Annotated in this window: 1 protein-coding gene; it reads left to right on the top strand. The window is 48.5% G+C overall.

The genetic code is table 11. The annotated features are described in order from the left end of the window. On the top strand, window positions 1-800 hold an 800-nt coding region (locus FD01_RS10810; RefSeq protein WP_162257362.1), incomplete at both ends, for a transposase.

The raw sequence follows: 800 nt of genomic DNA, 5'->3' as shown, positions 1-800 counted from the left end.
CGCGGTGTGGTCGACGCAATTCGAGATACGCCGGCTTATCAGTATTTCATCGGGCTTCCGGAATATCGTGCAGAGAAGCCTTTCGCCTATACAAGCTTGTGTACCTTCCGCAAGCGGATCGCAGACATCTCTGAACTGGTCAGAAACATTATCAACGATTGGCTTCGCGCCAAGATCGAAGCGGTGGTGCCATTCAAAGTTGACGTCATGATCACGGATGCCACAGCGATTCCGGTGAAGATCCGTTATCCCCAAGATACATCGCTGCTCAATCAAGCCCGCCAGAATCTTGAAGACATGGCCATTGACATGGCGCATCAACTGAATGTTCCTAACCCACGCATGTACAAGCGTGAGGCCAAACAAGTTTGGACGGCCTTTTCAAGGCATCCAAAGAGCCGAAAGCAATCTGTTCACAAGCAAGTCAAGGCCCAACTTCAATACGTCCGCCGTGATCTGCGCTACATCAACGAATTCATCGATGCAGGGGCGATCATAACCGCCAAACAAGCAATACGCTTGGGTGTCATCCGGATCTTGTTTAACCAACAGTGGTACATGTTTACACACAAGATTCACCATGTCGCAGACCGGATTGTTAGTCTCCAACAACCATACATTCGACCGATTCAGCGTGGTAAGGCGAAAGCTAAAGTTGAGTTCGGAGCTAAGATTGACGCTTCATTGAGTGAAGGTATCATTGATATTGAGCGCTTTGAATTCAGCGCCTTCAATGAAAGTAAGGACTTTGAAGCGACCTTGGATCATTACTTCGACTTGCATGGCCATTACCCAGATGA

The sequence above is a fragment of the Lacticaseibacillus manihotivorans DSM 13343 = JCM 12514 genome (genome assembly GCF_001435035.1).
GTDB lineage: Bacteria > Bacillota > Bacilli > Lactobacillales > Lactobacillaceae > Lacticaseibacillus > Lacticaseibacillus manihotivorans.
The sequence above is the reverse complement of the archived record's forward strand: the minus strand, read 5'-3'. Positions and strand labels throughout refer to the sequence as shown.